The organism is Yoonia sp. (genome assembly GCF_017854415.1).
Taxonomy (GTDB): Bacteria; Pseudomonadota; Alphaproteobacteria; order Rhodobacterales; family Rhodobacteraceae; genus Yoonia.
Genome location: NZ_JAFMHR010000149.1, coordinates 1 through 6,748 on the forward strand (window position 1 = coordinate 1; position 6,748 = coordinate 6,748).

Sequence of the window (6,748 nt, forward strand, 5' to 3'; positions counted from 1 at the left end):
CGGGCTTTCCAGACAACATCAAACGCGACACGAACGGCGGCTTTCTTTTAGGTCTGGTATCAAAGCGCGCACCTGCCGCAGATATGGCAGCGCCCTATCCGATCTTACGCAAGATTCTGCAACGCCTGCCCCCCGCCCTACGTCCCAAGGCGGTCAGCTATGGGTTCATTTTGCATATGAATGACGCAGGCGAAGTGACCGAGACATGGCAGGACCCTGCAGCAGGCTATCCGTTGACGACTGGTGCTGTCAGGGATTTAGACGGATCGCTTTGGATCACGTCGCTAAGCGCGGAATGGCTCGCCCGTTTGCCAAACCCATAACGCAAAAAGCCCCACCAAAATGGCGGGGCTTTGCTGGTCGAGTGAACCAAATTAGTCTTTCAGTTTTGTCGTCCGCAGATAAGGCAGCACTTTGGTGAAATCACCAAATTTCGCTGTCGCATCCGCATCGCTAACAGTAGCTGGAATGATCACGTCATCGCCCACATTCCAGTTCGCAGGTGTCGCCACACCACGCCCTGTTGAGGTCTGCAAGCCGTCCAGCGCGCGCAGCACTTCGGCAAAGTTACGACCAACGGTCATCGGGTAAGTCATCGACAACTTCAACTGCTTGTCAGGTCCGATGATAAAGACCGAACGCACAGTCGCACTGTCCGCAGGAGTACGACCGTCAGGCAAATATGCCTCGGCGGGCAGCATGTCGAAGGCTTTTGAAAGCTCCAGACCAGTATCCGCTACAATTGGGAAACCAGCAGGCGCGCCGCCAACCGTTTCGATGTCAGCTTTCCACTTTTTGTGATCCTCAACCCCGTCAACACTGACGCCCAAAACTTTGGTGCCGCGCTTGGCCCATTCGTCGGCCAATTGTGCGACTGCACCGAATTCAGTCGTGCAAACAGGGGTGAAATCCTTGGGGTGTGAAAACAAGATCGCCCAGCTGTCGCCGATCCAATCATGCAGTCCAAAGGTTCCCTGATCCGTTTCGACTGTCAGATCAGGAATAGTATCATTGATGCGCAAAGCCATGGTCATCCTTCCTATGTTGATATGCGTTATATTACACATAGGTATTGCGGACACCAAACGCTACTGCGGCTTGCGCTAATGCAAACACAGTGCCAAAAGAATCCTCGGAATATTCGCAAGGAGATGCGCCATGATCGAGAACCGTAATTTCTATATCAATGGTGCTTGGGTGCCACCGGTTGCTGGCCGCGATTACCACGTGATCGACCCGTCGACGGAAGAAGCATGTGCCATCATTTCCTTGGGTGATCAGGCAGACACCGACGCAGCGGTTGCAGCGGCAAGTGCGGCATTCCCTGCTTGGGCGGCGACCGATCCCGCGACACGCGCCGACTATGTCAAAGCAATCTTGGCCCAATACGAGGCCCGCGTCGAAGAAATGGCCGAAGCGATCAGCATTGAAATGGGCGCGCCTATCGATATGGCCCGCACCAGCCAAGCACCTTGCTTGCCTTGGCATCTTGAAAACTCGCTTGAGGCGTTCAAAGAAATCGAATGGGTTCGCCCACTTGGTCCCCATGCGCCAAACGACCGGATTGCGTTAGAACCGATCGGCGTTGTCGGCCTGATTACCCCATGGAACTGGCCGATGAACCAAGTAACCCTCAAGGTGATCCCCGCCTTGCTCGCTGGCTGCACGATGGTGCTGAAGCCATCCGAAGAATCCCCGCTGTCGTCGATGCTATTTGCCGAATTTGTGCATGACGCAGGCGTGCCTGCTGGTGTCTTTAACCTTGTGAACGGTGACGGCATGGGTGTCGGCAGTCAGTTGTCCACCCATGAAGATGTCGCAATGATCAGCTTCACCGGATCGACCCGCGCTGGCAAAGCAATTTCGGTCGCAGCAGCTGCGACGCTAAAGCGCGTTACACTGGAATTGGGTGGCAAAGGCGCAAACGTGATCTTTGCCGATGCCGATGAAAAAGCAGTCAAACGCGGTGTTATCCACTGCATGAGCAACTCTGGCCAATCCTGTAACGCGCCAACTCGTATGCTGGTAGAGCGGTCGATCTATGACCAAGCCGTAGAAATCGCGGCCGAAGTCGCGAATAACATCGCCGTCGGCCCAGCATCCGAACCCGGTCGCCATATCGGCCCCGTCGTCAACAAATCCCAATGGACCAAAATACAAGAGATGATCGAGGTTGGCATCAACGAAGGTGCGCGGCTAGTTGCTGGTGGTCCGGGCCTGCCCGAGGGCATGAATCGCGGTTTCTTTGTGCGCCCAACAGTCTTTGCCGATGTGTCCAACGACATGCGCATCGCCCAAGAGGAAATCTTTGGTCCCGTCCTGTCGATCATCCCGTTTGATGATGAAGCGGACGCCGTGAGGATTGCAAATGACACGCCCTACGGCCTAACCAACTACGTCCAGTCCCAAGATGGTGCCAAGCGGAACCGCATGGCGCTCGCACTGCGGTCCGGCATGGTCGAAATGAATGGCAAAGGCCGCGCAGCCGGATCGCCTTTTGGCGGAGTCAAAATGTCAGGCCGCGCGCGCGAAGGTGGCGTCTGGGGAATCGAAGAATTCCTAGAGGTCAAAGCAATCTCTGGCTGGGCCGCCGAATAGCGTCATGTGCATGAGCGCACGAATTACGTGCGCTCATCCGACTTACGTGCGCAATAATTTGCGCTATCTATCCTCCAACAGAATTGGAGATAGACATGATCAACCAAATCAAAGGCCTGCACCACGTCACCTCATTGGCCAGTGACGCCCGCGAGAATAACGCTTTCTTTACCAACGTCCTTGGCTTGCGCCGGATCAAGAAGACAGTGAACTTTGACGCGCCGGACGTGTACCATCTTTATTATGGTGACGAAGAAGGCTCGCCCGGAACAGTCATGACCTATTTCCCGTTCCCCAATGCAGCGCGCGGCGCAAGGGGTATCGGCGAAGTAGGTCGCACCGCATTCAGTATTCCTACTGGATCTGCAAAGGCTTGGCTTGATCGTTTTGCCACCTTCGACATGAAGGGTATGACGCAAGACGCCCGCTTTGGTCAGACCCGCGTCTTGTTCGACGGCCCTGACGGCGATCAATTCGCGCTGGTCGAAAGTGACGATGACCGCACCCCTTGGACAGGGAATGGCGTCAGCGCAGAAATGGGTATCCGTGGGTTCCACTCTGCCGACATGCGACTAAAAGATGCGGGCGTCAGTGGCGAATTGCTGCAGTTCATGGGTTACGAAAAGCTGGACACCCAAGACAACGTGACCCGCTTTATCGTCCCTGGCGGCAACGATGCGAACCTGATCGACATCGAAGAATTGCCGTCGGCCGACAATGCATCACAAGGCGCAGGCTCTGTTCACCACATCGCCTTTGCTGTTGAAAACCGCGCCCGCCAGCTAGAAGTCCGCGAGGCGCTGTTGGACACAGGCTACCAAGTCACGCCAGTCATCGATCGCGACTATTTCTATGCGATCTATTTCCGCACTCCCGGTGGTGTGTTGTTCGAGGTCGCCACAAACGAGCCAGGCTTCAACCGCGACGAAGACACCGCGCATTTAGGCGAGGCCCTCAAACTGCCTAGCCGGCACGAGCATTTGCGCACGCGCCTTGAAGGCTTGCTTCAGCCGCTTGGAAACTAAGATGTCCTGCACTGCAAAACGGACCAAAGGGACAGCGGGTCAGCCGCTGTTCCTGACATTCCACGGCACCGGCGGCAACGAATCCCAATTCCACAGTTTTGCTGAACAGTTGATGCCAATGGCACATGTGACTTCGCCGCGCGGCGACGTATCCGAACATGGCGCACTTCGTTATTTCCGCAGAGCCGCTGAAGGTGTCTATGACATGGACGATCTGGCAAAGCGCACAGAAGCGATGGCGGATTTTATCAGGAACGAAAAAGCACTATCCGCAAGCGACAAAGCCATCGGGCTTGGGTACTCAAACGGCGCGAACATTCTCGCGTCCGTCGCTCTGGAACAACCTGATCTCGTTGATGATCTGATTTTGATGCATCCGCTGATCCCATGGTCACCGGCCCCACAAGCAGGTCTGGCGGGCAGGCGCATTTTGATAACCGCAGGAAAGCGGGATCCGATCTGCCCTGCTGAGCTAACAGAATCGCTGGTGTTATACCTCGAATCTCAAGACGCATCGGTTACTGTTCACTGGCATGAAGGCGGCCATGAAATAGCCCAATCAGAAATAGACGCTATTGCAGACTTCATAAACAATCGAACGACATAGCACTGTCATCATCTTGCCTTCTAAACTCCCGCCGGAGGCACCTGTACTTTCGTACTAGAACGGGCATTTCGCGGTAATCCGCGTGCCTTGCCCACCATCAGGATGACGAAACTGCAACGTTTCCGAATGCAGCATCAGGCGTGGATAGTCCGCAGCCGCGCCTGATGCATAGAACGGGTCACCCAATATGGGATGGCCCAAGGCCAGCATATGTACCCGCAATTGATGTGACCGTCCCGTGCGCGGCATCAACCGGACGCGGGTTTCATTATCTGTGCTGCGCATCACACGCCAGTCTGTCACAGCTTGCTTGCCATTCTCGTGATCAACCATCTGGCGCGGGCGGTTCGGCCAATCCACGATCAGCGGCAGATCGACTGTTCCGGTCTTTTCTGCCATCTGCCCCCAAACCCGTGCGACATAAGTTTTCTTGGTCTGGCGTTTTTCAAACTGCAGACCAAGGTGGCGCTGTGCATGGCGGGTCAGCGCAAAAATCATCACACCGGACGTGTCACGGTCCAAGCGGTGCACCAGCAGCGCCATAGGAAAAACCGCTTGGACCCGCGCGATCAAACAATCCGCAAGTTCCGGACCCTTGCCGGGGACGGACAGCAGGCCGCTGGGTTTGTCGACCAGAACCACCTCGTGATCATCATGTAGAATCACTAATGGATCTTGCGGAGGATTGTATGCGCTGGTCACCCGTAAACACGATCGCCGAAAATAGCCGACCCGACACGGACATGCGTCGCCCCCAGCGCAATTGCACTTTCAAAATCGCTGCTCATGCCCATGGACAAACCCGTCAGATCATTTCGTGCAGCAATCTTGGCCAGCAATGCAAAGTGCAGCGACGGTTCTTCGTCTACTGGCGGAATACACATCAACCCTTTCAGCGGCAGATCAAGCGCGCGCACCTGCGCCACAAAATCATCGACGTCAGCCAGCAAGATGCCCGCCTTTTGCGGCTCTTCGCCTGTGTTGACCTGAATGAACAGATCAGGACAGGTGCCAAGGTCTTGGGCGTGACGCGCGATTGCATTGGCAAGCTTCAAACGGTCAACTGTATGGATCGCATCAAACAGTTGCATCGCCTGCTTGACCTTGTTGGTTTGCAACGGGCCAATCAGGTGTAATGCGACACCTTTATATACAGTGCGAAAATCGGGCCACTTGCCTGCCGCCTCTTGCACCTTGTTTTCACCAAAGATTCGGTGGCCCTCGTCCAAAACAGCGGCGACTCGGTCGTTTGGCTGCACCTTTGACACCGCAATCAGGTTCACATCTGCCGGATTGCGGCCTGCATCTTCACATGCGGCGGCGATACGGGACTTAATTTCGGCTAAGGGCATACAAGGCTCCGTTAAAAAAGGATCACGCTAGGTTTCGGCCTGAAATATGGTTATTTCACTGCAATGTCATGGGCGAATATTTGTGTGACCTTGATGCATCATTTTTATCAAAGCGCCCCAATCAGTCCTAAATAGTCTTGAGTGTGCGGGGCGTAAGGCGCAGATAGACGCCAATGCTAGACAACCTGGCATTCTTGGGAATGCACAACACACGAGGGAATTAATCCATGAAAAGCATCCTCCTTACAACAACAGCTATCGTTGCCTTTGCTGGCGCAGCTGCTGCTGACGGCCACATCTCTATCGGTTGGTCCGGTACTGCAACTGCTGGCGTAGCACGCGAAGGCGGCTCCGACGCAACTGCTGGCGGTGGCATTGCGCTGCTTCAGTCTCTGATTGCTGACTTCGACGGCAACGTTATCAGTGATGCAGATCTTGAAACTGCTGTAGAAACTTATCTTACTGGCCTCACGAGTGCAACATCACTTGATGACGCTGGTGATGCACTTCGTAGCGATATCGCTGATGACAACGCGGACCTGGACGCAAAGCTGGAAGCTGGCACTATTTCTCCAGAATTCTATGCTGATGCGGTTGCCAAGGCCGACGTTTTGTCCGCTACTGTAGACGCAATCTTTGGTGCAGACGATGCGGTGGAAACAGGCGAGTTTGACACATATGCTGAAATCAACGCAACTGTTACTGGTTCCGTTGCAACAGACAACGGCCTGACTTTGACAGCTGCTATGTCCGTAGACGCTGGTACAGGTTACGACTTTGCTGACGACGACGGCTTTGACTCTGCAAAAACAAACGGCGTTGGCTTTGACAACGTAACTTTGGACGCAGGCACATTCGGTACACTGAAGTTTGCACCAGATGACATTGCGCACCTTGTCGACGACGATGACGATGGTTCCGCAGACGTTATCTACACAAACGACTTCGGCGTTGCTAAAGTTTCCTTCGCACTCGACATCGACACCGACAGCGACGTTGAAGCAAACGCTGCTTCTTGGGCATTTTCTGATGGCACCTTGGCACCACCAGCCAATGCTGTAGCCTTCTACGATACCTTTGCGACCACAAACACAGAATTTGATGCCATTGCATTGGATGTTGGCGGTGTGAATGATGAAGACGACTTCCTGACATACACAGCAGCA

Annotated in this window: 7 protein-coding genes and 1 pseudogene; 5 read left to right on the forward strand and 3 right to left on the reverse strand. The window is 54.5% G+C overall.

The window, feature by feature from the left end:
* Positions 1 to 323 (forward strand): annotated as a pseudogene (locus tag QZ197_RS13845) (SMP-30/gluconolactonase/LRE family protein); the annotation flags it as partial.
* Positions 324 to 374: 51 nt separating this feature from the next.
* On the opposite strand, the gene QZ197_RS13850 reads toward QZ197_RS13845, so the two are convergent.
* Positions 375 to 1,028 (reverse strand): peroxiredoxin, encoded by a 654-nt coding sequence (locus tag QZ197_RS13850; RefSeq protein ID WP_296432724.1) that lies wholly within the window; start codon positions 1,026 to 1,028, stop codon positions 375 to 377.
* Positions 1,029 to 1,158: 130 nt separating this feature from the next.
* On the opposite strand from QZ197_RS13850, the gene QZ197_RS13855 reads away from it, so the two are divergent.
* The 3 genes from QZ197_RS13855 to QZ197_RS13865 all read left to right on the forward strand — a co-directional run bounded on the left by QZ197_RS13855 (position 1,159) and on the right by QZ197_RS13865 (position 4,230).
* Positions 1,159 to 2,598, forward strand: coding sequence for an aldehyde dehydrogenase family protein (locus QZ197_RS13855; protein ID WP_296432726.1), 1,440 nt, complete (start codon positions 1,159 to 1,161; stop codon positions 2,596 to 2,598).
* A gap of 95 nt (positions 2,599 to 2,693) precedes the next feature.
* Positions 2,694 to 3,623, forward strand: a complete 930-nt coding sequence (locus QZ197_RS13860) for a VOC family protein (protein ID WP_296432727.1) — start codon at positions 2,694 to 2,696, stop codon at positions 3,621 to 3,623.
* Between the two features lies 1 nt (position 3,624).
* The gene (locus QZ197_RS13865) at positions 3,625 to 4,230 is read left to right on the forward strand and encodes an alpha/beta hydrolase (protein ID WP_296432729.1); all 606 of its coding nucleotides are present in this window, start codon (positions 3,625 to 3,627) and stop codon (positions 4,228 to 4,230) included.
* A 54-nt stretch (positions 4,231 to 4,284) separates the two neighbouring features.
* Here QZ197_RS13865 and QZ197_RS13870 read toward each other — a convergent pair whose 3' ends face one another.
* Positions 4,285 to 4,932: an RluA family pseudouridine synthase gene (locus tag QZ197_RS13870; RefSeq protein WP_296432730.1), complete on the reverse strand. Its 648-nt coding sequence runs from the start codon at positions 4,930 to 4,932 to the stop codon at positions 4,285 to 4,287.
* Entirely contained in the window at positions 4,929 to 5,582 is a 654-nt protein-coding gene (locus tag QZ197_RS13875) for a YggS family pyridoxal phosphate-dependent enzyme (RefSeq protein ID WP_296432731.1), read from the reverse strand. The genes QZ197_RS13870 and QZ197_RS13875 overlap by 4 nt, the downstream gene beginning before the upstream one ends.
* 227 nt (positions 5,583 to 5,809) lie before the next feature.
* On the opposite strand from QZ197_RS13875, the gene QZ197_RS13880 reads away from it, so the two are divergent.
* The coding region (locus QZ197_RS13880; RefSeq protein ID WP_296432732.1) for a hypothetical protein at positions 5,810 to 6,748 on the forward strand (939 nt) is incomplete at its 3' end.